The organism is Enterovibrio makurazakiensis (assembly GCF_050336585.1).
Classification (GTDB): Bacteria; Pseudomonadota; Gammaproteobacteria; order Enterobacterales; family Vibrionaceae; genus Enterovibrio; species Enterovibrio gelatinilyticus.
Genome location: NZ_JAKJSE010000005.1, coordinates 160,674 through 186,159, shown reverse-complemented (window position 1 = coordinate 186,159; position 25,486 = coordinate 160,674). Strand labels below are relative to the sequence as shown.

The 25,486-nt window shown below is 45.2% G+C and carries 20 protein-coding genes and 1 pseudogene; 9 read left to right on the top strand and 12 right to left on the bottom strand.

The genetic code is table 11. The annotated features are described in order from the left end of the window. The first annotated feature begins 300 nt into the window (after positions 1–300). The gene (locus tag L4D06_RS03020; RefSeq protein WP_429737816.1) at positions 301–942 is read left to right on the top strand and encodes a glycine-rich domain-containing protein; all 642 of its coding nucleotides are present in this window, start codon (positions 301–303) and stop codon (positions 940–942) included. Between the two features lie 348 nt (positions 943–1,290). After that, positions 1,291–2,553, top strand: coding sequence for a hypothetical protein (locus tag L4D06_RS03015; protein WP_429737815.1), 1,263 nt, complete (start codon positions 1,291–1,293; stop codon positions 2,551–2,553). 59 nt (positions 2,554–2,612) lie between these two features. Here L4D06_RS03015 and L4D06_RS03010 read toward each other — a convergent pair whose 3' ends face one another. Next, on the bottom strand, positions 2,613–3,575 hold the full coding sequence (locus tag L4D06_RS03010; protein WP_429737814.1) for a transposase: 963 nt from the start codon (positions 3,573–3,575) through the stop codon (positions 2,613–2,615). Between the two features lie 189 nt (positions 3,576–3,764). After that, positions 3,765–4,199: a hypothetical protein gene (locus tag L4D06_RS03005; protein WP_429737813.1), complete on the bottom strand. Its 435-nt coding sequence runs from the start codon at positions 4,197–4,199 to the stop codon at positions 3,765–3,767. A 467-nt stretch (positions 4,200–4,666) separates the two neighbouring features. Between L4D06_RS03005 and L4D06_RS03000 the strand changes: the two genes are divergently transcribed. Then, the gene (locus L4D06_RS03000; RefSeq protein WP_429737812.1) at positions 4,667–4,897 is read left to right on the top strand and encodes a hypothetical protein; all 231 of its coding nucleotides are present in this window, start codon (positions 4,667–4,669) and stop codon (positions 4,895–4,897) included. A 189-nt stretch (positions 4,898–5,086) separates the two neighbouring features. Here L4D06_RS03000 and L4D06_RS02995 read toward each other — a convergent pair whose 3' ends face one another. The 6 genes and pseudogenes from L4D06_RS02995 to L4D06_RS02970 all read right to left on the bottom strand — a co-directional run bounded on the left by L4D06_RS02995 (position 5,087) and on the right by L4D06_RS02970 (position 12,316). Continuing rightward, the gene (locus L4D06_RS02995) at positions 5,087–5,623 is read right to left on the bottom strand and encodes a hypothetical protein (RefSeq protein WP_429737811.1); all 537 of its coding nucleotides are present in this window, start codon (positions 5,621–5,623) and stop codon (positions 5,087–5,089) included. A gap of 254 nt (positions 5,624–5,877) precedes the next feature. After that, a pseudogene (locus L4D06_RS02990) lies at positions 5,878–6,039 on the bottom strand (alpha-amylase family glycosyl hydrolase); the annotation flags it as partial. 398 nt (positions 6,040–6,437) lie between these two features. Beyond that, on the bottom strand, positions 6,438–7,031 hold the full coding sequence (locus L4D06_RS02985) for a hypothetical protein (protein WP_429737810.1): 594 nt from the start codon (positions 7,029–7,031) through the stop codon (positions 6,438–6,440). A 366-nt stretch (positions 7,032–7,397) separates the two neighbouring features. Continuing rightward, on the bottom strand, positions 7,398–7,874 hold the full coding sequence (locus L4D06_RS02980; RefSeq protein ID WP_429737809.1) for a putative periplasmic lipoprotein: 477 nt from the start codon (positions 7,872–7,874) through the stop codon (positions 7,398–7,400). Positions 7,875–8,146: 272 nt separating this feature from the next. Beyond that, positions 8,147–11,197, bottom strand: a complete 3,051-nt coding sequence (locus L4D06_RS02975) for an efflux RND transporter permease subunit (RefSeq protein ID WP_429737808.1) — start codon at positions 11,195–11,197, stop codon at positions 8,147–8,149. Positions 11,198–11,200: 3 nt separating this feature from the next. Then, positions 11,201–12,316: an efflux RND transporter periplasmic adaptor subunit gene (locus L4D06_RS02970; RefSeq protein WP_489685840.1), complete on the bottom strand. Its 1,116-nt coding sequence runs from the start codon at positions 12,314–12,316 to the stop codon at positions 11,201–11,203. 206 nt (positions 12,317–12,522) lie between these two features. Between L4D06_RS02970 and L4D06_RS02965 the strand changes: the two genes are divergently transcribed. Beyond that, positions 12,523–13,119: a TetR/AcrR family transcriptional regulator gene (locus L4D06_RS02965; protein ID WP_429737806.1), complete on the top strand. Its 597-nt coding sequence runs from the start codon at positions 12,523–12,525 to the stop codon at positions 13,117–13,119. Between the two features lie 63 nt (positions 13,120–13,182). On the opposite strand, the gene L4D06_RS02960 is transcribed toward L4D06_RS02965, so the two are convergent. Together L4D06_RS02960 and L4D06_RS02955 are read right to left on the bottom strand one after the other, a co-directional pair. Continuing rightward, positions 13,183–13,563, bottom strand: a complete 381-nt coding sequence (locus tag L4D06_RS02960) for a nuclear transport factor 2 family protein (protein WP_274163897.1) — start codon at positions 13,561–13,563, stop codon at positions 13,183–13,185. Between the two features lie 16 nt (positions 13,564–13,579). After that, entirely contained in the window at positions 13,580–14,065 is a 486-nt protein-coding gene (locus L4D06_RS02955; RefSeq protein WP_429737805.1) for a VOC family protein, read from the bottom strand. A gap of 131 nt (positions 14,066–14,196) precedes the next feature. Between L4D06_RS02955 and L4D06_RS02950 the strand changes: the two genes are divergently transcribed. The 5 genes from L4D06_RS02950 to L4D06_RS02930 all read left to right on the top strand — a co-directional run bounded on the left by L4D06_RS02950 (position 14,197) and on the right by L4D06_RS02930 (position 23,167). Further along, on the top strand, positions 14,197–15,114 hold the full coding sequence (locus L4D06_RS02950; RefSeq protein WP_429737804.1) for a LysR family transcriptional regulator: 918 nt from the start codon (positions 14,197–14,199) through the stop codon (positions 15,112–15,114). A 412-nt stretch (positions 15,115–15,526) separates the two neighbouring features. Then, positions 15,527–16,840, top strand: coding sequence for an anaerobic C4-dicarboxylate transporter family protein (locus L4D06_RS02945; RefSeq protein WP_429737803.1), 1,314 nt, complete (start codon positions 15,527–15,529; stop codon positions 16,838–16,840). 387 nt (positions 16,841–17,227) lie between these two features. Next, positions 17,228–19,483, top strand: coding sequence for a hypothetical protein (locus L4D06_RS02940; RefSeq protein ID WP_429737802.1), 2,256 nt, complete (start codon positions 17,228–17,230; stop codon positions 19,481–19,483). Positions 19,484–19,487: 4 nt separating this feature from the next. Further along, on the top strand, positions 19,488–21,392 hold the full coding sequence (locus tag L4D06_RS02935; RefSeq protein ID WP_429737801.1) for a toxin-antitoxin system YwqK family antitoxin: 1,905 nt from the start codon (positions 19,488–19,490) through the stop codon (positions 21,390–21,392). Positions 21,393–21,484: 92 nt separating this feature from the next. Beyond that, positions 21,485–23,167, top strand: coding sequence for a toxin-antitoxin system YwqK family antitoxin (locus tag L4D06_RS02930; RefSeq protein ID WP_429737800.1), 1,683 nt, complete (start codon positions 21,485–21,487; stop codon positions 23,165–23,167). 133 nt (positions 23,168–23,300) lie between these two features. Here the strand turns inward: L4D06_RS02930 and L4D06_RS02925 are convergent, their stop codons facing one another. Together L4D06_RS02925 and L4D06_RS02920 are read right to left on the bottom strand one after the other, a co-directional pair. Then, positions 23,301–24,341, bottom strand: coding sequence for a histone deacetylase family protein (locus L4D06_RS02925; protein ID WP_429737799.1), 1,041 nt, complete (start codon positions 24,339–24,341; stop codon positions 23,301–23,303). Then, entirely contained in the window at positions 24,341–25,369 is a 1,029-nt protein-coding gene (locus L4D06_RS02920) for an ABC transporter substrate-binding protein (protein WP_429737798.1), read from the bottom strand. Before L4D06_RS02920 ends, L4D06_RS02925 begins: the two co-directional genes overlap by 1 nt. Positions 25,370–25,486 lie beyond the last annotated feature (117 nt).

The window sequence follows — 25,486 nt, the reverse complement described above, 5'->3', positions numbered from 1 at the left end:
TATGCTATCAGCATCAAAACGCATGTTAGTTATTCATTTCAGAGGCTTACGAACGGAATCACACTTTGAAGCTTCCTCAGTATCACCGTAATGGAATGTTTAGCGACTCAAGCTGAGATGCAGTGAAAACAGAGTCGGTCGGGGAGATAGAGGGGATAGCACTCTGACGGTCTTAATTTCCCCTCTTAATTCAATTGCCATTCGGTTGATGAAACCTCATTAATTGTTTAAGAAATCAGGCGTTTATTGTTAGATCTAGATACGATAGCCTAGTCGTACATAAAGGGAATGGACGAGTTGATGAATATAGGGATATTTCTCATCGTGTTGGTGAGCATTTTTTGGGGTGTGTTTGCCTACAAGAAAAAGCGAAAAGCGCAGTTGGTTTTTATTGGCACTTATCGTTTTAATTCAGTGATTAAAAAGAAAGTCGCGAAAAAATACCCGCATCTCACTGATCAAGATTTGATGTTGGTGATCGATGGCCTCAAGGATTATCTCACCATCTGCAATCAGGCGAACAAAAAGCAGGTTGCGATGCCTTCACAGGTGGTTGATGTTGCTTGGCACGAGTTCATCTTGTTCACCAAAGAATACCAGCAGTTTTGTGATAAAGCGTTTGGACGGTTTCTTCACCACACACCAACAGAAGCGATGAAAACACCCACCTCCGCTCAAGAGGGGATCAAACGTGCTTGGCGCTTAGCCTGTGCAAAAGACAGCATTGACCCTATTCACCCGGCTAAATTACCACTGCTTTTCGCCATTGATGCGCAGCTCGATATCGAAGACGGCTTCATCTATTCGCTTGACTGTCAGAACACGTCATCATCGACGAATGGCATTGGTTACTGCGCCAGCCATATTGGCTGCTCTTCTGGCTGTGCGGGTTCAAGCTGCTCGAGTGGCGATGGCGGAGGAGGATGTGGTGGTGGGGATTAGTGTAAGTATCAAGTCATTTGCAGTCAAAATGGTTGGTAATCAAACAATATGAAAAGCATGTTGTTCCAAAGCCAACCATTCATCTTTACTAAGCCTCTATGAGCCTGAGGACACCGAATGTATACAACTGATGATATGTTACTTTTCTAAAAGTATTTGTCCCCGTTATTCAATTGTTCACTCATTGTTTGATTCTAGAAAGCGAGATAAGTTAGTTACAGACAACAGGCTAAACTCGTTCGAATGACAAGGAGTCGTCAGGTTGTGCCACTAACCGTTCCATATTTGTGAAGCGAGAACCGTCAGATAACGTCGATATAATAAAATGTGAAGGAGTACAATATAACAATGAACAGTTTTCTGCCCTCAAACAATGCGGTTGGCTTTGTCCGAATTTTTCTTTCTTTTGTTTTGCTGATCTCGCCGTTGAATACTTCAGCTAACACGGACATCGAACGTGTTCTGGACGCAACAGAAGCGTTAAATGACAACACGGTCAATATATTGGCTGACGCTGAGAGAAACACTGAGGAATTTGGGGCGATTTTGAACAAGATGGACGAAGTCGAGCAACAAACTGATTCAGCACTGACGGCGATTCGTAGCGGTAACTTCGGGAAACTGACTTTGCTCGCTCTAGATAACGCAAAGCTTGGGGAGTTATATGTCGCCGAGTATCAAACTTTTTTAAAGCATGTCGGTCAAGATTCTTCCTGTTACCGCCCTCATGTTATTGGTGAGTTCAACGAAAGTATCGCGAAATTGAAAGCGTATGCGGCAAGGGTTCCGCAGCTACAAGCCGTATCGTCAGAAGAAGATGCATTGCTTTCCATTATCGAACTTAACTTAAAAAGCGGTAGCTTTTTTGCAGTGCCTGCCATGTTCCATGTGACTACGCTTTGTATCGTCGGTGATGCAGAGCCAATCTTAGAGCAATTCAATGCGATGGAAGGTGATGTCGTTGCAGGATTTCTTGCTCAGGCGATGCAGGGAAATGGTTTTGAAAATGGTGATATACCGCCTCTGTCGGATGACATGATCGAAATGTTAGAAGAGGAAGATGCATGGGAAGCCATTCCTTCTCGCCCTATCAGTGATATTCAGTTTAGCGACCCTAATGTCGAAATTTGTGTGAAAGATTCCGCAGAGATGTTTGGAGCAGAGATGACAGATGAATTACCAGAAGTGATCTGTGATTTTCCAGAAGGTGAGCCAGTGGCTTTAGAAGATTTGGCTAAGTTTCAGGCGCTCGAGCACGTCACTATAGAGGGGGCAAAAATATCTTCTTTGTCTTCGTTGAGCGGGCTACCTTACTTAAATTCTGTTGTGATTGAAAACAGCGTACTCTCTTCGGTTGCTAATCTATCCGATATGGGTGGCTCACTTGTTTTGTCCAACACAGAGGTAATAGGTTGGAGTGATCTTGCTCAATCTGGTTTTGACACCGTCAATATTGAACAACTGAAAGACTGCAAAAGCCTGTCTGCTTTTTTAAAAAATGATTCGTTGATCATCACTTTTGTAGGAACAGGAGAGTTTGAAACCTTGGGAGATATCGATGGCAACGGCATGAGAGTAGTGACCGATTGCACCAAAGACAGTGTGTTTTAAGGAAGGTTGGGCAATGAAGATTAAAGCAACGTCATCGTCATGACCGTGGTTTGGTGGCGCTAACTCGCTGGTATACGAAATCCGCAAAGTCGTTTTCGCCCGAGCAAAGGCAGGGCGGCTTTAATGGAGGGCTCTGCGCCAACCATTGTTCCTCTTTCTACTTGCGCATAGGTATCAAACCATTCGGCAGATTCAAACCCAAGACGCTCGAGAATATCTGGTATACGACAATCAATATGACCACGTTTATCTTCCCTGCATTGGCGTCCCGTCCAATCGACCAGTTCGAGATAGTCCATTAATCGAAAGGGGATACCATCCGGCATGTTTTCTTTTGGGTTTCCGGCAAAGGGGAATAAACAAGGTGCGCTGGCTTTACCATTTTGTAGTGATTCAATGCGTGTTTTAACGGATGTGTACTCGGAAGTTTCTGGGGTTTYTGCAATTGCAGCRCGKACTGGGTTCAAATCAACATAGGCCATTGCAGCGGCGAGRGCTTTTTCATCGAGTAACGCCTGGCTTTTAAACCGGCCTTCCCAGAAATGACCAGTACATTTGTCCTCTCGGTTAGCTTCTGAGGCAATGTGTTGGTTCAGCAGTCGCATGAACCAACTGATTGACATGAGGCGCTCTCGCCACACTTCTATCATGTCACAACATTTTTCTGCTTCCGACTCTGAAAGCTCATCGCCTTGAACAAAACGTTGAATGAGGGAGGGGGCTTGATGAAAAGCCAGCCAACGCTCAACGACTTCATGTTGACTCAATTTTTTGGTTTTCTCAGCATTGATGTGCAATACCACGTGATAGTGGTTGCTCATGATGGCATACGCACAAACATCAATACAGAAAGCACTCGCCAACGTTAACAGGCGTTTCTCAATCCACCCTCTACGGTGTTCATAGGATTGCTGGGCGTTTTCATCATACCCACAAAGAAATGATCGCCGAACACAACGTGAAACACAGTGGTAGTAAGGGGTTGCGTCGATACTGATGAGAGATGAACGGGGTTTAGTCATTAGTAATCAAAATGGTTGGCAATCAAACAATATGAAAAGGATATCGTTCAAAAGGCAACCATTCATCTTTACTAAGCGTCTTTGAGCTTGAGGGCACTGAATGCATGCAACTGATAAAATTGTGCTTTTCTAGGAGTTACTGTCCCCGTATTGTTTTGCCGTATTGTTTCTTACGGCGAGTAAGTAATTCTAGTTAGCGATACTTTCATATTGACTATCTAGGTCGAGGCGAATCTTATTTTCACCAACATCATTACATTCAAGCTCATACGTGTTCCCAGCTTCTAACTTCATTCTGGCTGATAGCCATGCACTGACTGTTCCCATTCCCGTATAAGCATTGCACTCTACATTGATATAATAATTTCCAGGAAGTAGGTGAAGCGCTCCAGGGTAACCGATAAAAGCGTCACCGACTTTTTTGGGCTTTTTATCAGCACCTTGCCCTAAAGCTGCATATTCCAAAAAGAACACACTATAGAAGTCATCCTCCACACCTTTTACTATCGCATAGTTTTCTAAGGGCAAGCCCTTGTCATCAAAATTTTTAGCCACTCGAGCTGCGCATCCACTCAAAGCACTAATAGCTAAAATAGCCGCAAGGGTAATAAGAGCTTTTTTCATAAACTTACACCATTTCCAATAAAATAAAGAACTTAAAGCGAATTCAGAGTGGGGTATGTCAATACTCCGTTTTTGGATGCTTTAAGGCCACAACCAACGTCGAACTTAAAAAATGACTATTCAGGAGTCTATTGTGCCCCACTTGGTTACGAGTCAGTTGCAGCATCGAAATAAGCTGAGAGCCTTTTCGCAAAAGCCCTTGCTTAGCTTTCAGCGGTTACTTATAAACCGCGCATTTTTTCGCACTGTGACTCGCGCTCGAACTAGATACAAGTGAGGAAAGTGATGGAGGAAAGTGATGGGACAGGCGCTATAAGAACTGAATGCATACACTTGATAATGAAGTTACTTTTCCAAAAGTGCCTGTCCCCGCTATTCTGAAAAAGCCAACCATTCATCGTTACTAAGCGTCTTTGAGCTTGAAGGCACTGAATGCATGCAACTGATAATGTTGTGCTTTTCTAAGAGTGCCTGTCCCCGTTATTCCAAGAGAAAGCATTAACCCCATTCACCCGGCTAAATTACCACTGCTTTTTGCCATTGATGCGAAGCTCAATATCGAAGACGGTTTCATCTATTCGCTTGATTGTCAGAAAACGTCATCATCGTACTGCGCCAGCCATATTGGCTGCTCATCTGGCTGTGCGGGTTCAAGCTGTGCAAGTGGCGATGGCGGCGGATGCGGTGGGGGGGATTAGTGCCAGTCTCAGATCATTAGCAATCAAAATGGTTGGCAATCAAACAATATGAAAAGGATATCGTTCAAAAGCCAACCATTCATCGTTACTAAGCGTCTTTGAGCTTGAAGGCACTGAATGCATGCAACTGATAATGTTGTGCTTTTCTAAGAGTGCCTGTCCCCGTTATTCCCTAATTTAGCAAAATGACTAGTTCGAAGCGCTGAATTGATAATTCCATCCGTTATTAAATTTCCTCAAACCAGTTTCCGTTGTCGAATATGTGATTTTCTTTGTGTAAAATGGTTTTGAATCCAAAGTATTGTATGCATGTAGCGTTAGGGAATAAGTTCCACGGCGGCCCATGATCTTAATTCCATCATCCGGAGCGTAAAATGCAATTACATTAGAATAAGAACTTCTTCCATTTATTGAAATTGGAACGAAACCACTTTCAATTATATTGTGTTTTCTAAAAAATCGTGCAGAAAAAACTTCTGTATCTCCGGTTGGTAAATGTTCGGCTAGAATGTCCATATGCTGAACCACACTAGGCACCGCCCCTCTATTAGTGAATGTAAGTGGTACTGTTATAACATGGTTACCTGCAGTGCTATCTGGGCCTGCCTCTAAGTATTTAGCTATAAATATATCAACATTATGTTCCATGTGAAATGTCAAATAAAATGTTGACAGGGATATGGAAAATGCTGCCATGCTGATTATATGGGGAATGTACTTTTTCATTATCTACTCCTTTGCCTAATGATGTACATTTGGGTTTTATAAAAAAATTTTAATAAACAATGAAAAGGAAGTATAGTGTCGTGTTTTGCTTGAATGTGTCTCGATAACAACACGTTCAAGTGAAAGTAATTACAGGTTCTTGATGACTAGATTATACAAGAAACGTTTAAAGGTCAGTGTCCCACAATTAAAAAACGAATTAATTAATTGGTGTTTTAAATATGATTGATAATTAATACGATGGATTCAACCTTTAGTGAAATTTGTTGCTTCTCAATCCACCCTCTACGGTGTTCATAAGATTGCTGGGCGTTTTCATCATACCCACAAAGAAATGATCGCCGAACACAACGTGAAACACAGTGGTAGTAAGGGGTTGCGTCGATACTGATGAGAGATGAACGGGGTTTAGTCATTAGCAATCAAAATGGTTGGCAATCAAACAATATGAAAAGGATATCGTTCAAAAGCCAACCATTCATCGTTACTAAGCGTCTTTGAGCTTGAAGGCACTGAATGCATGCAACTGATAATGTTGTGCTTTTCTAAGAGTGCCTGTCCCCGTTATTCATTGGCAATCAAACAATATGAAAAGGATATCGTTCAAAAGGCAACCATTCATCTTTACTAAGCGTCTTTGAGCTTGAGGGCACTGAATGCATGCAACTGATAAAATTGTGCTTTTCTAGGAGTGCCTGTCCCCGTTATTTAAAGCCAACCATTCATCGTTACTAAGCGTCTTTGAGCTTGAAGGCACTGAATGCATGCAACTGATAATGTTGTGCTTTTCTAAGAGTGCCTGTCCCCGTTATTCTTACGATCCCCCTGTATTGACGACTGCCAGGGTCGGTTCATATGCCTTTAACGATGAAAGTAGTTCTGGATAGGTTTTTGAAAGATAATTTTCCATCTCTTTTTGTTTGTACGTTTTTTTCAAGGTCCAAGATAGCTTTATATAATCATAGTCAAAATCTTTAAAACTATAATCCCCTATGTATAGGACATCTCCTTTCTTAGTATGAAAAACATCCATTTCATCGCCTTTGCAGTAAAAATGTATCGCATTTGAAAGAGGGTTTCCTTGATATGATAGCAGGACGAATGCTTCATCCTCTTCTATTTCAGGTAGTTGTATAACTACATAATCTTCAATTATCTTTGCAGAATATACAACCCATATTAGACTTGATCCAGTAGTAACACCATTTTCTATTGAAACTTTTGCTAAATTAATGGTTGGAGAAAAACCGCCATCAAGTAGACTGATTAGTGGGACATCGCCTGCATTAAAACCCATAACCAAAATGCTTCCTTCTTTTTCATCTATAGAAGTTTTAGGCTTTACATAATTTGCAGAAATACACCCTTGTAATAATAAGCATACTGCTAAAACTTGAATAATTCTCATGTATATCCTTAGTTTTGGGTTTTAGTAAATCGTAAATTTTTTAAAATAATCCATGAATGTCCGCTATATTAGGATGTGATATTTTTATAGAAAAATATGTATCATAAGTGGGATAGGAGATTGTAAAAAGAGAAGCAGGCTGAAACGCAGTGGCAATAAAGGGTCGCGTTGACGTCTGATGAGGGATTCGCGGGCTTTAGTCATTTGTAATCAAAATGGTTGGCAATCAAACGACATGATAAGGATATCGTTCAAAAGCCAACCATTCATCGTTACTGAGTGTCTTCGAGTTTGAGGAGGCTGAATGTATATTGTTGATAATATAGTGTTATATAAACTATCTGTCCCAGTTGCTCCACTGAGTGTTCATTCAACACCAAATGGTTTAGCCGATATCTTCATATGGTTTATTGAATCTATGAGACGTTGACCTTTCTCCAAGCTTCTAGTGTAGAAACGCTTAACAACCCGCTGTTCATCATTTATTAACTGGATGATGAACCAATCACGTTTACTATAGAGTTCTAACTTGGATATTGAATTAAAGTAATACCTTGAGTTGATGTCAGATAATTTTATATTTGCCGAAGACACGACTAAATTTGTACTGTCATTGTGATTACTTACAGCTACACCTTTTGAATTGCTCCCCTCAGACAATCCTATGTAAGACGTGCTCACAATGATGCCTTCAGGCCGAAATTTAGCTGGTTGCTCCATGACTACTTGCTCAATCACACTGGCGGCGAGTTCCTTACTGGTCATATCGACTGATGAATATGGAATCTGTTGAGCCGCACATCCCGTTAATAAAGCAGCCAAAAATACTAAAATTTTTTTCATTTAAAGTCTCATACTTATCAAGAAACTAGCTTTTTTAGATAAAAAGCGGGATATGCATTTAAATGCAATTAACTATACAAATTTACGCTTTTAATTGAACTGTCACCATAACTGTTCATTAACCCTACGAATAGTACAGTAACTTACGAAATTTGATGCAAAAAAAGTTAGCTCCCCAACACATTTTTGACCAAAATCACTGCGCTTTCAGCACCTACAAAAACGCCACGCATTCACGTGGCGTTTTGCTTTCTAAATTTCTGCTCTAGCGCTTAAATCGCTTCCACCTTCACCCTAAAGAAAATCGCATAGAACAGCGGGATCACCACCAAGGTCAGGATGGTTGCGAACAGCAGACCAAACATGATGGTGACGGCCATACTCTTGAAGAACGGGTCTACCAAGAGAGGGGCGACACCTAAGATGGTGGTCAATGCGCCCAGCAATACTGGTCTTGCGCGGCTGAGTGCGGCGTCGATAATCGCGTGGTAGGCGGTTTTCCCGTCTTTGATTTCCACATCTGCTTGGTCGACCAATACAATGGCGTTTTTCACCATCATCCCGATCAGGCTCAAGAAGCCAAGTATCGCCATAAACTCAAACGGCGTTTGGAAGATGATCAAACCGACCGTCACACCAATGATGGCGAGCGGGGCAGTTAGCCAAATCACCAACGGCTGACGGATCGCGTTGAACATAAAGATGACCGACAAAATCATCGCGGCAAAACCGTATGGTGCTGAGATTGCCAAACCTTCGTTCGCATCTTTTGATGCCTTGTATTCGCCGTACCATTTCAGGGTATAACCCGGTGGCAATTCGAGGGCTTCAATTTCCGTGCGAACTTTGTTGAACGCATCCGCCGTTAACACGCCAGGGGCGGGGTCAGCTTGCACCAGAATGGTTGGGGTGCGGTCTATACGGCGCAGCATGTCATCTTGATACACCACATCGACAGATTCCACGACTTGGCTGACAGGAATGAATCCGCCAACGGTGTGGCTAAACACTTCGGTGTTTTCAATCGCACGCTCGTGGTTGCGTTCGCCTTCTGGCGCGCGGACGACCATTGGGATCAAATCGTTCCCTTCACGGTAAACACCCACATTGCGGCCTGATAACGTCTGGGCAATCGCTTGGTTGATGTCTTGCGTCGTCAAGCCATAGCGTTGTGCGTCTTCTGCTGAATACACAGGGCGAAGCACTGGCACTTGCTGACGCCAGTCGTCTTGCACGGCAATCAAGTTCGGGTCGTTCAGCATGATGGCTTTGGCTTTTTCCGCCAGTTCACGCAACACGGCACTGTCTGGGCCTTTAAAGCCCGCTTCAATTTTCTTGCCGCCCCCGCGACCGAGCATGAATTTCCATACCTTGATTGATGCATCTGGGTATTTCACGGAAAGCGCGTGTTGCAGTTCTCCCAACAATGGCGCGATTTTCTTGTAATCGTCGATGTCGATCAACAATTGACCGTAACTTGGGTTACGCGCTTCTGGAGCGTAGGTCAGCATGAAGCGCAAACCACCGCCGCCAATGAAGCTAGAAATATTGGTGATGCCTTCTTTGGCTTGAACGTCTTTTTCAATGTTCGCGACCAATGCTTCGGTGCGTTTGATGTCAGAGCCTTGCGGCAAGTAAACATCAACAACAAACTGCGCACGTTGCGATTCAGGCATGAAACCCGGCGGCACGAACTGCACGCTCCACATTGCGGTGGCGAGTGTGCCAAGCAGCATGAGCGAACTCAGTGCGCGATGCGCCAATACCCATTGCAGCAAGCCTTTGTAGGCGGTGACGACGCGGCCCGGTTTTTGTTCGGCTTTTGCCGCTTTCACTTTGAGGAAATCCAAGCAAAGCATCGGCGTAATGGTGACGGCAAACACCCAGCTCAAGAACATGGAATACAAGATCACCCAAAACAGGGAACCCGCGTATTCGCCCATGTCGGAAGGGGACAAACCAATCGCACTGAACGCACAGATGCCGACTACTGTGCCGCCAAGCAGTGGCCATTTGGTGGCATTCACCACCTCTGACACGATGGTTTCACGGTCTTCATCTGGGTTTTGCTGGAAGCGCACCAGAATACCGTCGGTCACCACGATGGCGTTGTCCACCAACATGCCTAGCGCGATGATCAACGCACCCAATGAAATGCGCTGCATCGCGATGTCTTCGATTAACATCACACACAGTGTGCCTGCGACGGTAAGCAGCAGAACAAAGCCGATGATCACGCCAGAGCGCACACCCATGAACAGCAGCAACACGACAAAGACAATGGCGACTGCGGCAATCAGGTTATCAATGAAGTTGGTGACAGAATCGCGCACCGAGTCGGATTGCATGGAAATGACATGCAGTTCCATGCCCAACGGACGTTGGTCATCCAACTCTGCAATGCGTGCTTTCACGGCATCACCCATGTCGACCACGTTACCGCCGGTGACATTGGATATACCAAAGCCAATCGCACGTTCACCGTTGTAGCGCATCAGCATGGATGCCGGTTCTTTGTAACCGCGGGTGACGTCAGCAATGTCGCCCAAACGCAGCACGGTATTGTTGTTGCCAACGGCGATTTGCAGGTTCTTCAAGTCAGCGAACGAATCAATGCTTGAACTTGGAATAACCGGAATACGCATGGCATCGGTTTCGATACTGCCTGCCACGGTCACCATGTTCTGCTTTTGCAGCACTTGGTAGACTTTCTCTGCCGATACGCCGAATTTCGCTAAACGTTCGCTGGAGATCTCAACAAAGATGGTTTCTTGTTGTTCGGCTAACGTGGCGGTTTTGGCAACCCCTGGCACCAGCACTAAATCACGACGTAATGTATCAACGTAATCTTGCAGTTGCTTGTCGGTAAACCCTTCACCCGTGACGGCAAAGAAGAGGGCATACACGTCGGCGAAATCATCGTTGACGATCGAAGGGCCAGCGCCGGGAGGGAGTTGTCGCTGCACATCGGAAATCTTGCGGCGAAGTTTGTCCCACACTTGCTGTAAATCCGCCGCGCTGTTGGCGAATTCGAGTTTGATTTCGACCGTGACTTCCGACATGCCTTGTTTCGACACGGATTTCACTTCTTTAAGTTCTTGAAGCGATTGCACCGCGCCTTCAATCACGTCCGTGACTTCGTCTGACACTTCTTGTGCCGTTGCACCTGAATATGGCGTATTGATAACAGCCTGACGGATAACGAACTCAGGATCTTCAAAGCGCCCGAGCTTCAAATAACTGATGTAGCCACCCAGCAGCGTGAGGGCAATCAATACCCAAACACTGGTGCGTTTGGCGATGGTAATACGTGCTAAATCCATCGATTACGCTCCACCATTATTTTTAGCAGACGCTTTGTCTGTGTAAGGACGCACTTCCAAGCCTTCGCGAATACTCGACACACCTGCAATAACCACACGCTCTCCTTGCGCGAGGTGACTTTTGACTACGATACGGTTTTTGCTTAGTGCGCCGACTTCGATAAAGCGTTTTTCAGCTTTGTTGTCAGCGTTGATCACCCATACAAACTGTTTGCCTTGGTTGTCAGGAACGACCGCAGTCAATGGCACTGTCAAAATGTGGGCTTGTTCTTGCGCATCGCTCGCGTCAGCAGGGACGACTTTCACCGCCATACCCGGCAAGGCGCGGAAGCCTTTCATATCATCAAAGCCCAAAACAACAGGGTAGGTTTGGGAAACAGGATCGGCTTCGGTGGCATAAGTACGAAGAACCAGCGGGAACTGTTGGCCCGGAATCGCAGACAGTTCTGCCAACGCCTTGGTTTGATTCAAGCCAGACAGCATCACTTTGTGAGGAATGTTGATCACCACTTCCAAATCATTCAAATCTTGCAAAACTACAATAGTTTCATTGGCTTGAATTTGAATGTAATTATCCACGAATTTGCGACCAATAATACCGTCAAACGGGGCTTTCAACTCGGTATATTCAAGCTGACGTGTGGCGTCCTCTACGCGGTTCTTTGCTAAGTTATAGCGCGTCGTGATAGCGTCCAAGTCGCTTTTGGAAATGGCTTGGCTCTTGTCGAAAATTGCCTTTGCTCGACGGTACTCGACTTCGGTGTTTTTCAGTTCTAGCTTGGCGGATTCCAACGCGGTTTTCGCATCACGCGCATCAAGCACAGCCAACACTTGGCCTTCTTTTACTTGGTCGCCTTCTTTCACGAACACTTCAGTTAGGCGTCCACCAATGCGAAACGCCAAATCGGCACGTTCCGCAGCGCGAATAACGCCATTGAAGCTCAGATCATCACTGGCGCGTGCTGACACCAATTCGGTAAGGGCTGGTTTAATCACAGGCGCAGCAATTTGCTGAACCTCTTTCTCGCCACATCCACTCAATAGAAGTACAGACACCGCGATACTCGCGGCGAGGGTATTGGCTTTGAATGTTGCCAATGCAGACTTTTTAGAAACCATGTTCACCTTTTTCTCCTTAGAAAGAAGGGTCAGGCGCGACCACTGTTTGAAGGTTTTTGTGTTTATTGGTTATTTCCGACGCAATAGATGGGCGGAAGTAAACTCTGGAGTTTATTTTATGTATGTTTTGCCAAAAGGTAAACTCAAAAGTGTACTTTTAAGATCTGCCTTGCTAAAGTTGACGCATCGGTAAACGGAGAAATGCAATGACACGCTCGGAACAAAAACGTCTGGCCATCATCAACGCGGCGAAGGAAGAATTCATTCGATACGGTTTTATCGCAGCAAACATGGACAGGGTCTGCACCTCGGCAGAAGTGTCTAAGCGCACGCTATATCGGCATTTTGAAAGCAAAGAGGTGTTGTTTGAATCTGTACTGACCATTATTCAAGAGTCTGTACAGGAAAAGGCTAGCTATCCGTTTGACCCTGAAATCAGCGCGTATGAACAGTTAAAAGCGATTAGCCGAAAGGAAGTCGATATTCTCTATCACTCCTACGGTATTCCGCTGACACGCGTCATCCTGATCGAGTTTCTTCGCCAGCCTGACATGGCTCAAGCCATTATCACCAAGCTCTATAACGCCAAAGCGCTGGCTGCATGGTTTGCGGGCGGAATAGAAGCGGGCAAGTTAAGCAACATGACACCAGAGCTTTTCACGAACACCTACTCGAGCCTGTTCAACGGTATGTTCTTATGGCCACAAGTATTCGAAATGCGTGCCATCCCAGAGGGGAAGGATATCGACGACAACATCGAGCATGTGGTGAATGTAGTGCTTGGGGCGTGTGGGGTGGAGTAGAAAGACAGGGCTGCAGAAGTAGGGAAACCGAGTACGACACAAACCTCGGTTTTTACGCGCGTTTTATAAGCCTGAAATGTCTGCGAAAACTAAATAGTCCTCAATCAAGCCATTTTTCACATCGAGAAATGTAGAGAAAACGGCTGAGTACTCGCTACCATCTAACCTGACATAGTCTACGGTGCCAAAACAACTGATACGGGTAGAATCGGTTTTAACTGAACCTTGAAACATAATGTCATCGATGGTGTGTTTCATGGATTCTATGCTGGAAAAAAACTGACTATTTCCCTCCAAAATCTTCGCTTTGTTCGTCACTTCAGGGTAGTTCCCTAGACGAAAACGGCTGTGCTCGCTCAGTGCGGTATTCAAATAATCGACGTCTTTATTGTCGACGGCTTGGTATAAGTTTCGTACTAGGGTGTCGACTTGTTGGTTGTCCATGCTGTTCTACCTCTATTTATGCGTTGGTTGATATTTTGTTTGTCTGTTTCTTTTCAAGCTCACCACTTTCGCCGCCATACATGTTTTTCTCTGAAGGCTTTTCACTGCTGTATTGAATAAACTCAAACTGAAAGCCTGCGGGATCGTTGTAATACACGGTTTGGCGGAAAGGGTGGTCGCGGCCTTTGATATCTACGCTAAAGCCTTTAAGTGATAAGCGATCAATGATGCTCTGTAGGTCATCTACTGCAAAACCGATATGTGCTACGCCTGGTTCGATGCCTTTAACACTGCGAATTTGGCCAACGGCACTGTCGTTTAGCGTCAGGTAATAATCATCGTCGCCGACATGCAGCCAATGACGCGTGGAGGCGTTGTCTCCCGATCCCCATGCCATATCGCCTTCGCCACGCACTCGCCATTGTGGAAACGCAGTGAGTAAGAATGCCAATGTGGGTTGAATGTCTTCCATCACTAAATTGATATGTTCTAAGCGCACCATAGGTATCTCCAATTTGCTGCTGGTATGTTCTCAGTGGATGGTCAAACTTTAGATTCATCACGTTGCATTAACAATACGGTTACATGTAGACTCTGAGTTGAGTTTTTCTCAACAATAGTGTGGGTAGGTCTTTGGATACGATTAATGCGATCCCGATTTTTGTTGCTGTTGCGGACAGTGAAGGCTTCTCTCGTGCTGCACAAATGCTGGGTATTTCTAAATCGGCGGTGAGTAAGCGTATCACTCAGTTAGAGGCGCAACTCGGAGCGCGATTGTTCCATCGCACAACGAGAAAATTGAGCCTGACGGAAGCTGGGGAGCGATATTATCAATATGCCGCTCAGGCCAATCGTGCAGCACAGCAAGCCGAAGATGCAGTGAGTGAAATGCAAGGCGAACCCAAAGGGCTATTGAAAATCCTGTTGCCGATGACGATTGGGCAATTGCACATTGCCCCGCTGATTCCTGTGTTTCTTGAGCAATATCCTCAATTAGACATCGATATTATTCTGGATGACCGTGAGGTGAATCTTGTTGAGCTGGGATTTGATTTAGCGATACGAACAGGCGGAGATTTATCTGATTCGACGTTAGTGGCGCGTCGTTTGGTGCCATTGCACAGTGTTGTATGTGTTTCTCCAACGTTTTATGAAAAGCATCAGGCACAGTTGATGACACCGCATCAATTGGTGGATCTCAACTGTCTTATCTATAGCTATTCCAGCAACGCATCCCTTTGGCAGTTTACGTCTGAGAACGGAGAGGTGTGTAAGATAAAAGTGGCGGGAAACTACCGCGTGAATAATATTGCCGCGGTTCGCGATGCGGTGATCGCTGGGCTGGGTGTAGCACGGCTCCCGACATTCATTGCAGGAGATGCCATTCAACGGGGCGAGTTGGTCGCACTATTCCAAGGCTATAACATGCCGCATAAACTTCTCTATGCAGTGTACCCAGAGCGACATTATTTACCTGCGAAGGTTAGAGTGTTTTTAGATTTCATTGTCGAGAAGCTAGGAAATGGATCTGCCTATTGGGATCGCTTTTGACATGAAAACGACATACAAATCGCCATTAGCACGACGAGCACTTTAAACATCATTAGCACCATTCGCATTGATTGGGCTGGTGTGATGCCATCCTGCATATGCTCAATTCTATGCAAAATCCGTTCAATATGTTTAGTGCCTCCTTAGATATCTCCTTTAAGCTTTCCTCCAATACATCCGTCAAGACCAGCAATAGGAAAGTAAGAACCACTTCCGTGTTACATCTTTTACTCTTTTTTGATCGCATTACGTTTCGGAAACTCCGTAAAACTAGATATCACTCTAAATTATTGAAGTTAAGGTATTTACATTTAAAATTTGACCATCTTCTGTGATGTTAATTCGATAATTCGCGAGAATAAATATCTATGATTTGCGCGTTAATAATAACGTTGTCATCAAGGAGTTTGATGTGTTTTTCATCGAGTTTTTCATTGTTCTCGGTTGTATCTTAATTGGTGCTCGCATCGGCGGGATTGGTCTAGGTGTATTGGGGGGTGTTGGTCTTGCTATCCTGAGTTTCGGCTTTGGTCTTCAACCTACGAGCCCACCTATTGATGTCATGCTAATGATCATGGCGGTTGTGGCGGCTGCGGCAGCAATGCAAGCGTCAGGTGGCTTAGATTACCTCATCAAGATTGCTTCAAGCATTTTGCGCAAAAATCCTCGTCACATCACTTTTATCGCGCCACTTGTTACCTATCTATTTACCTTCCTTGCTGGTACTGGCCACGTAGCGTATTCCGTGCTGCCTGTTATTGCTGAAGTTAGCCGTCGCAGCGGTATTCGTCCTGAACGCCCGTTGGGTATGGCGGTTATCGCTTCTCAGTTTGCGATTGTAGCGAGCCCAATTGCCGCAGCGGTCGTTGCCTTGGTTGCGTTTCTTGAGCCTCAAGGCATTACCCTTGCACAAGTACTGGCTATCACGATTCCAGGTACGTTCCTTGGTTTAGCATCAGCTTGTGTCATCGTGAACAAGCTAGGTAAAGAACTGAAAGACGACCCTGAATACCAACGTCGTATGCAAGATCCTGCATTCCGTCACGAGATGGAACAAGATGTTGAAGTGGCGGAAATCGTTGTTAAAAAAGAAGCGAAAACCGCCGTTGGCCTGTTCTTATTTGGTGCATTGGCTGTGGTCCTCATGGGGGCATTTCCTGCACTTCGCCCTCAGTTTAATGGCTCGGCGATGGGCATGGCACACACCATTGAAATCATCATGTTATCAATGGGTGCATTGATCATCCTGATCTGTAAACCTGATGGCAATGAAATCACGCAAGGTTCGGTGTTCCACGCGGGTATGCGCGCGATCGTGGCAATCTTCGGTATTGCATGGCTGGGTGATACGTTTATCGCGGGTCATGGCGATGTCGTGAAAGAAACGGTGTCTGGTCTTGTTGAAATGGCACCGTGGACATTTGCTTTTGCGCTGTTTGGTTTATCTGTGATGGTAAACAGCCAAGGCGCAACCACTGCGGTGTTGGTGCCCGTTGCTATTGCGCTTGAGTTGCCAGTGGAAGTAATTATTGCGACGTTTGTGGCGGTGAACGGTTACTTCTTCATTCCTAACTATGGCCCAATCATTGCGTCTATCGACTTTGACCGCACGGGAACAACCAAGATTGGTAAGTATATCTTTAACCACAGCTTTATGATCCCGGGTCTATTGAGCATGGTGTTTAGTATTATCTTCGGCTTTATCTTTGCAGGCTTCGTTCTGTAATTACTCACGCTGAAATAAAATGATACAAATTTGCCGCCCTTCGGGGCGGCTTTTTTATTGTTTATTATCATGAAAACGCGAGTTGCATATGCGTGCAGTTCAATATTTGAAGTCAGCGCAGAAATCTAGAATTGAGGTTTAAATCAATATGTTGTGGTGTAAATATAGCGCGCGTTAGAAGAGAGGCTGTTGGCAAAAGGTTACCTGCTTCTTGAATTAAACATGAATAGTTTACATGGCAAACACAGCGAGAAAAAAACAGTTTGATCTTAGACATTACTAGGTGATGTGCCAATCGCCTTTGTTGTACCCACCTACCTACAGTTTTATTTATTTTGGAATATATGGATGTACCTGAATAATTGTTTTAGAACTCTTTTCCTACCAATGGTTTTATTCCTTACAGCATGTGGTGAATCTGTCACTTTTTCCCCAGAAATCGGTGATGAAAAACGCTATTGGGTATATGCACATACCACCCGCGATGTGGCGACTAACCCTGAAACAGTGATGCTCAGTGAGAGTTTACTTCACTATAAAGTGGAACAAACGGGAGATGTTCTGAGCTTGCATGTTACTCCTGAGCACTTGCAATTTTCGACAGGGCGTTCGGGTTTTTCAAGTGTCGATTCGTCTAAACGTAACCCACAGATACAGACAATATTTAGCGCTGGCTTTGATGTTTCGCTGAATTCGGAAAGCGGAGAACTGACCGATTTTACAGCAAGAAATAGAGAACAGTGGGAGTCGTTTGTTAAGCGAGGTGGTCAGATTTTGATGAACAGCTTGCAATCAACCATTAACGCGCCGGGGTTCATCCAATCCATTCCGGTTAAAGTTGGCAGCGAAGTGCAATTAACGAACTTTAAAGGCGTTCCTGTCACATTGACGGTTCAGAGTGTTTCTGAAAAAGCGGTGTTTGCAACAATGTCTTCTAGAGGCACAGAGGCTTCTAAAGACACAGAGGCTTCTTCGGTAGAGCAAAACGTCTTAGAAAAACAGCTGTTTGGTCAAGTCGAAATTAATCGTGCTACCGGCTGGTTAGAACAGATGCTGCTTGTGATGAATATTCCCGTAGAGGTTTATGGCAAAACCAAAATGACACAATTCGCTTTTGCTATGCATCCTGAAGATGAATCGGTAGGGACTTTCGCTGAGATTTTTTACAACACCTATTACGATGACGAACAGCATTGGTTTGATATTTTTCCGTTACCAGAGGGGCAGCCAACAAACGAGATGCTGACTGCGGAAGATGTTCTACCTTATCCTCGCGGTATGCTACTTGAAGAAGATGCGGGTTTTCGCCTTGCTTACCCGACGGACATAGCTAAACAGCAACAGATCGGGCGAATCGCATTTCGCGATGTTAGAGGTTATATCGACGGTCAACCTACCAAGGTGAAATTTTCTGCACCGCTAGATCAACAATTCATTGATGAAGGGATGAATGTCTCAGCGCATATTCAGCCCTTGGGGTGGCAGATCGAGCGAGAGCTAAATGATCTGGAAACCGTTGCTGCCTACGTTGATTACTACAACGTATCGGAGGCGCGTTACAACGTGCCGTGGACAGGTGGGAAAACACAAACGTTCCAGTTGGGAGAGATAACGCTTACTGCCACCTTGGTTACAGGTACACATAATGAGTATCGACTTGAATATACCAATACGGCTAATAGCCGATTAGCGTTAACTGTTGGTGGACTTCAAGGTCAAATGAGCTTCCCATCAGATCCGAACCTCCCGTCATGGTTGGCACCGAGTTCAAAACAAATGCTTAGCTTCTTAGGAAACTCAGTTCTCCAACAGAATGCTATTGCAGTGAAGCTCTTTTCAGCCCCAACTGAAGTGACCTTCACTGTGCATAGTCAAAGTGAGACCCCGAGCTTTTCTCGCGAAGTGGTTTTTTGGGATCAAGCGTGGTTCTTGTCCAGTGCTGAAATGCCGCCTATGGGTCTAGTGCCTTCAGAGAATTATTTGTTTGACGCGGAAGACCTTGCAGCGTCAAGCGAGCAAGAATCAACGTTTGATTTTAATAATGACCTGCACATTGCGACCGAATCTCCTCACAACGCGGTCGTTGCACTGCCTTATGTATGGGAGAACGTGTGCCAGTTAAGTATTGATAATACGCCGAACGTTAACGGTCATCCTTTGGTGTGGAAACCGCAACCAAAAACCAGCAATGACGTAGCGGGTGGACCGAACAAGATTGAAGACAACACGACTGCGTACCAACTGACGACGCCAGATGGCATACGACGCTATTTCTATGACATGGAAGTTACAACACGTTTATCGTGTGAAGGAACACCGTCATGGGAAGAGATGGCGCTTGCCCCGAGTCCATTTCCTTGGCTGATTGATGTGAGTAAGGTAGTCGATTTTGACCATCAGCAATCAGTGAAACAGTTCATCAGCGGATACCGAATTTACAATAAACATGGTGAACCATTGTCACCCATCGATCGATATGGCAAGGCGGTGACTGTCGATGATAGCCCGCTTTCAGAGGCTCTTTTTGATGGAACCTACATCAAAATGTCAGGCAAGATTTCTCGCATTGAGCACTTCAAGGTTGAAGGTGAACCGTTAGAGAAATCCTTTGTCACTAAGCTTCCACCGATCAAGAAGGGGTAAGACGATGCAATCAATACTGAAGCATATACTTCCTCTCGTTTCGTTGTTAAGTGTGTCGGTCGCTTGGGCTGCCCCAGTATGGCTTGATGACGATTGGAATATCGTAAAAACTGAATCTCAAGCCAGTTATTACCTCGCTGAACCTCTGGCTGAACGAGATGGCGTATGGCCTGTTAACGTCTACTTTCAGGGTGGAGAAATACTCAATTTTGAAGGGACGCTTAACAGCGCTGATATTTCTTCGGGGAAATCCGTGGGAGCCTACAAAATTTATCGGGAAAACGGCAACTTGCTGACAACGGGTAGCCGCAACGAAAAAGGACAGTATGAAGGGTTAACGCGCTTATATAACGAAAACGGTGTGTTAATTGAAGAAGCTGATTTTCTCGCGGGGAAAAGGCACGGAATCAATCGAAGCTTCAATCTAGATGGTAGCGTTGAAGAAGAATATACAAACCGAAACGGTATCAAAGAGGGTGAGAACATCCATTACTTCGAAGATGGAACGGTGTCGCATCGCTTTCATTTTGTTAATGGGAAATCAGATGGCCTTCAATTGTATTACTACCCAAATGGTGCGATGAGTTACAGCGTCAACTACAAGATGGACAAAGTGCATGGTGAATACGCCAGTTTCTATAAAAACGGGCAAGTTTCGCATCGCGTTAATTATGTTGATGATAAGACAGAGGGGCTGGGCTACTCCTACAACGAGAATGGCTTCTTGTACCTAGAAACCCCATACCAAAGAGGGAAGAAACACGGTGTTGTTCGCGGGTGGCACATCGAAGGTAAGTTGCGTTTTGAGGAAAGTTACCGTGATGGAAAACAACATGGTGCAGTGACTCACTATTACGAGTCCGGCAACTTAAAACGCACCAACAACCTTGTTAAAGGATTGCAGAGAGGCACTCAGCGAACGTATTTCGACCAAGTTGATGCGGTGCAAGAAGAGTCCATTATCAACAATAACGGCAACGTTAAGTCTAAAACGCGATTCAATAAGGATGGTGAATTGACCTACGAATATGTTGCCTCTTACCCCAACCAAAGAGAAATCAGCGATGAGAAGAAATATCGCGACGGTGTGCTGATTTCGCGTATTCAAACAAATGCTCAGAAGAAGTGGGAGCTGGAAGAGCGCTTCGACAACAATGGCCAGCTAACTCGTCGCTCGGAAGAGGTCAACGGTAAGCGAAACAAGGCTTTTATCCAATTGGATGTCTACACCAACAACATAGAAACGACTCATTACAAGCATGGGATCCGCCATGGCAAGCGCCTTGTTGTTTCGCCAAAGGGTGAACCAGTTGAAAGTGGCACTTACCATCAGGGTAAGAAAAGCGGTGCTTGGGTCATGCACTTCGATGGCACCGTACGCACGGAGAACTACAACCGCAAAGGCCAATTACATGGCGAACTGACCCAGGTGAACGCGAGTGGTCAGCAAACCACGTCGGAGCATTACCTCAATGGCAAACGTCATGGCTTGACCGAAAACTATAACAACCAAGGCATGTTGCTCGCTAAGGGGAATTATGTTGCCGGTGAAAGAGACGGCCAATGGCAACATCAAGAAGACTATGAGTACGATGTAGTGCTTTGGTCTGGAGAATATCAACAGGGCAATAAAGTCGGAAAGTGGTTTGCGCACTCAGAGGCAGGTTATGAGTTGGGGCGTCAGCAGTTTGATATTCAAGGTCGTAAGCAAGGAGCATTCTACTACTTTGGCGAAAGCGGCAATGTAAAACGCGTTGAGCGTTATGTCGATGATGAGCTGGATGGCGATGTCGACACCTATGGAACCGATGGAGATATTTACCAGACGCAAAGTTATGACATGGGTAAATATGTGCGGAGCAATGACGAAGACGACTCGTCGTCATTCCTGTTTAGTGACGACAAGTAACCATAGACATAGCACGTGCAATATCTTGGCACCCAAAAGGGTGCCATTTTCAATGTTAAACCCATTTAGTCAAAAGCATAAACGAGGGATTGATGCGCTTTTTTACTCTAATTTCACTCATGATTTTATCATTGAGCATGATTTCACCCGCTTTTGCAGAACGAGTATTACTTGATGCCAATTTAAAGGCAGTGACGGGTGATAAGAAAGCCACGTATTACATGACGGAGCCACTTACGGAGCAAGACAAAAAGTGGCCTGCGGTTGTCTATTTTGTTGAATACGACACTGTCTACTTTAAAGGCGGGTTTAACGGCAAAGAGCCTGCGAAAGGGAACGTCGTTGGAGACTATGAGTACTATACGTGGAAAGGGGTGATTAAATCTAAGGGACACAAAAATAGTGAAGGCAAAGAACACGGATTGAAGCAGACATACTCTTCAGGCGATTTGAAAAAAGAACAACACTATGTGAACGGGGTTTTGAATGGGACGCAAAAGGTCTTTTATTCAAATGGTCATGTGTCTGAAGAATTTGAAATGTTGAATGGAAAACAAACGGGTGAAAGTATCAGCTATCAGTATGACGGTTCTGTCAGGTCTTTGACCACATGGCTGGATGGAGAGCAGCATGGGCCGATGTTTAATTACTACCCAAATGGCAATCTCAATTACGAGATGAACTTTCAACATGATCAGCGGCATGGAAAATACCGAGCGTACTATTTTGACGGTCAGCTAAAGAGTGAAGGTCAATCCGCATTTAGTCAGTATGAAGGTGTGTTTAATCGGTACGACAAAGCCGGGAACAAAATTCAACAGCAAAACTACAAGAACAATGTAGAGCATGGCGTGACGTTGAGCTGGTATGCCGATGGCCAACTGTCTTCTGAGCAACACTTTGTTGCTGGCGAGCTGCACGGCGTTTCAACTGAGTATGACGAAGTCGGAAATACCACGAAAATCTATCATTATATGGATGGAAAGAAAGTGGGTGAGCAGCGTGTATTTCATCAGCAGAGTGATGTTGTTGAGACCCTTTATGAATACAATGCTGACAGTCGTTTGATCGCGAAAAAAGAATTCAATCAACAAGGCGAGAAAACCTTCGATCTTTCTGTGAGTTTTAATGAAAACGGCGAACGTATCAGTGATGAATATCGATATCGAAAGGGTGTTGTCACGGCAAGGCTTCAGGAAGATGAAAGTAAGGCTTGGAAGCTGACTGAGTTTTTTGACGAAGGCGAGCTAACTCATCGCACAGAGAGCATTGATGGCAAATACCACAACCTGTATTTCACTCAACTTGTGGATCATAAAGCAAGGAAGCAGCACTATAAACATGGTGTTAAGCATGGCAAGTTTTCGGTGACACAGTTTGGTGAAATCATTGAACAGGGCGAGTATTTTGAGGGTGAAAAATACGGTTATTGGGAGCATGACTGGGATGGTAAGCGCGTCTTTAACTATAACAAGAAGGGCGAATACCATGGTGAGGTTAAAAAATACTACCGTTTGGGTGGGTTAGATCGATTGGACACCTATGACAACGGTATTCAGCATGGCCTGTCAGAATCATACAGGGATGACGGCACACTTTGGTCAAAAGGCAACTTCGTGGACGGCAAGGAAGAGGGGGAATGGCAAACCATTATTCCTGAAAAAAGTAAAACCGCGATGTGGACGGGTGTTTATCGTGCGGGGGAAAAAGTAGGCAAGTGGACCGGACATTATCCTGATGGCAGTGACGCTGGTCACCTGCTTTTTGATAATTAGGTGGAGTTTGATATTTAGGTGCAGTTTAATGATTGATACCTCGTCGAATCTCAACGCCTTTGACGCAAAGCAAAGCTAGATTCGCATAAAGCCTCACACTTTCGTGAGGCTTTTTAGTTTGAGTTATCTGCAGTTAGTAGGTGGATTTAAACCCGTTTAACACAGCAACCGTATTATGGCCTAGATCGTCAACGGCGTATCCGCCTTCAAACACAAACAGGGTTGGTAAACCAAGCTCGCCCAGCATCTCACCGATGTTCAGGTAGTCTTCAAGCTTTAGCTTGAAGTGGCTGATTGGATCGTGCTCATACGTGTCCATGCCCAATGAAATCACGAGAGACTCCGCGCCAAAGCGGCGAATTCGCTCGATAGCGGTTTCAAGCGCAGGGCGATACAAAGACCAATCGGTTTTACCTTGTGGCAATGGCAGGTTGAGGTTGAAGCCTTCACCTTTGCCTTCGCCGTGTTCATCATCAAAGCCTAAGTAGTGCGGGTAATCGTAATCTGGGTCACCATGAATCGATACGAAAAGCACATCGTCACGGTCGTAGAAAATGCTCTGGGTGCCGTTACCGTGGTGATAGTCGATATCAAGAATCGCAACTTTCACGTGCCCTTGTCGGCGTAAGCCTTCTGCGGCAATGGCGGCATTGTTGATGTAGCAGTAACCGCCCATCAGATCTGGCGCGGCATGGTGGCCGGGTGGACGACACAATGCGAATGCGGCTTTCTCGCCACTTATCAGAGCTTCAACACCTGTCAGGGCGCAATCTACCGCCGATGAAATGGCTTCAAAACTAGTTTTGGTGATGGCTGCGGTCATGTCAAAGCTGTAATAGCCCAGTTTACCTTCAATGTCTTTCGGCACGCGGTTGCGAAGGTGGCGAGCAGAAACAAAGCAGTAAGGCGAGGCATCACGCTCTGAGCCGTAGGTTGCTTCCCACTCGTTCCATGCGTTTTGAAGAAACTCGACGTAATCTGGGGTGTGAACCCACAGCATAGGGTCGATGCCAAACGTTTTTGGCTCGATAACGTCGTAGCCACCATTGCTGTTTATGGCGTTGAGTACCATGTCGGCACGCTCTGGCTTTTCAAAACACGCGGTGGGTTCACCACCAAGGAATTCGTATTTTACTTGGTGAAGCTTTTGCTTCTCGCTGTAAATGACCTTCATTATCTTTTTAGCTCCAGCCAGTACTGATTGTAGATAGACACGGCATCACCAATGTCTGACAGGAATTGACCTTTGTCTTTAACCTCTTTAGGAGGGAAGATCACGTCACTGTTTCTCAGCTCGTCAGGCAGATGGTTAAGTGCGCCAAGGTTTGGAACTGCATAGCCAATCTCTTTCACTAACACCGCTTGGTTTTCCGGTTTCATCAGGAAGTTGATGAAGGCGTAAGCCGCGTCTTTGTTTTCAGCATGTTTTGGAATGACGATGTTATCCATCCAGAAAATGGTGCCTTCTTCTGGGTAAACATAGTGGATGGAAGGATTTTCAACCGTTGCGCGGTATGCCGTACCGTTCCACTGCATGCCAACATTCACTTCACCCATGATGAGCGGCGTGTGCGGCGCATCTGAGTTAAACAAGGTGACGTTTGGCTTCAGCGCTTTTAGTTTGTCATACGCTTGGCGAATTTCATTTTCATCGCGGCTGTTTACGCTGTGACCATTCATGATCAGTGCCATACCGAACACATCGCGTACATCATCAGTCAAAATCAACTGACCTGCGAATTCATCTTTCCAAAGGTCAGCCCAACGCTTAACGTCTTTTCCATCTACCATATCTGCGTTATAACCCATGCCAGTGCTGCCCCACATGTACGGGAGAGAGTAGCGGTTTTCTGCGTCAAACGGTTGGTTAAGGATAGATGCATCAAGATTGGTAAAAGCAGCGATTTTGCTTTTGTCTAATTCGTGCAGCAGGTTTTCTTGTGCCAGCAAAGAAACGTAATACGTGGAAGGCACTACTAAGTCATAGCCTTTTGCATTGAGTAATTTCAACTTGGCGTACATGGTTTCATTACTCTCAAACGTAGAGTAATTGACCTTGATGTTGGTTTCTTTGGTGAACTGTTCGATCAGTTGTTGTGGAAGATATTCTGACCAGTTGTAGATGTTCAAGAATTGTTCAGCATGCACAGAGGCAGAGAAAAGCAGGCTAGAGGTCGCTGCGATAACAAAGGTTTTTTTCATTTATGTCGTGTTTTCCGAAAGCATAATATCAGTAAAGCTCGCTGAATCCTGCACCTTCAGGATGGTTGGGTGTTCAGGTTGCTTGGGTATATTGATAAAGCGCGATATTGCGCGCGC